Origin of the sequence: Paenochrobactrum pullorum (assembly GCF_041929845.1) — a bacterium.
GTDB lineage: Bacteria > Pseudomonadota > Alphaproteobacteria > Rhizobiales > Rhizobiaceae > Paenochrobactrum > Paenochrobactrum pullorum.
The window spans coordinates 1-1,109 of the sequence record NZ_JBHEEH010000052.1; the positions used below are offsets into that span (position 1 = coordinate 1).

A 1,109-nucleotide genomic window follows, 5' to 3' on the forward strand; every position below is an offset into this window, starting at 1 on the left:
CAAAAGCCGACCTTTTCCATCAATGGCACCTTGCAAGGTGGCGGAGATCTGCCGCGCTCCTTTATTCTTGGTCGCACTGCTACAGCCGGTTCTCTGGTCTGGGCAAATACCTGGGGGAAAGACGGAGATACGCCGAACGGCTATCTCACACAGGTGATTGCGCTTTCTGATTTGCCGATTAAAGGGCTGATACGTCTGTGGGTGAATAATGAGCCGGTGACTATCTCCGATAGGGTTGATGAATTTGGCAGTGTCGTCACGGAATATCTGAAAGACGGCAAACCTAATCTCTGGATCCGTTTTTATGACGGCACACAAACACAGGCCGATGGTCTGTTGGTGTCAAAGGCTTCCAATGGTAATCGTTATTGGTCTGCAACCCGCGTTGGCCGTGGCATCGCCTATGTTGTCATCACCGCGCGTGTTTCCAAAAACATGTTTTCTGGCATTCCGTCTTTTAAATTCGAGCTGGACGGCATGCGCCTTTATGATCCGTCCAAGGACAGCACTAATGGTGGTAATGGCTCGCATCGCCAAGCTGACCGGTCTACATGGGGCGGTGATGGTGACTATCTGCCTGCCGTGCAGGCTTATAACCTGCTGCGCGGTCTAACCTATGACGGTAAGTGGTTCTACGGTGTGCAGGGCATGTCAGCTGCGCGTTTGCCGTCTGCCAACTGGATTGCTGCGATCAACAAATGCCGTAAGCCGGTGGCCTCAGCTGAGGGAATGGTGCCGCAATATCGCTCAGGCGGTGAAGTAACCATTGATGCAGCACTTTCAATTGCGCTGGAAGCAATCAACGCAACCTGTCAGGGACGCATCGCCGAGATTGGCGGTATCTATCAGATGTTTGTCGGTGCACCTGAAGCGCCGGTGATCCATTTTGACGATGATGATATTCTGTCGACTGAAGAACAGTCCTTTACGCCTTTCTTTGGGCTGTCTGATACCATCAACGGCATCATTGCCACTTATCCGTCACCGGCTGATGGCTGGGCTGTTAAAACGGCGCCGCCTATCCACCGCACAGATTTGGAGGCAAGGCACGGCAATCGCCGCTTGATGGCATCGGTTGAACTGACTTTTGTTTCTTATGCCGAGCAGGT

General features: G+C 52.6%; 1 pseudogene. It reads left to right on the top strand.

The features are described from left to right. A pseudogene (locus tag JNC77_RS17580) lies at positions 1–1,109 on the top strand (phage tail protein); the annotation flags it as partial.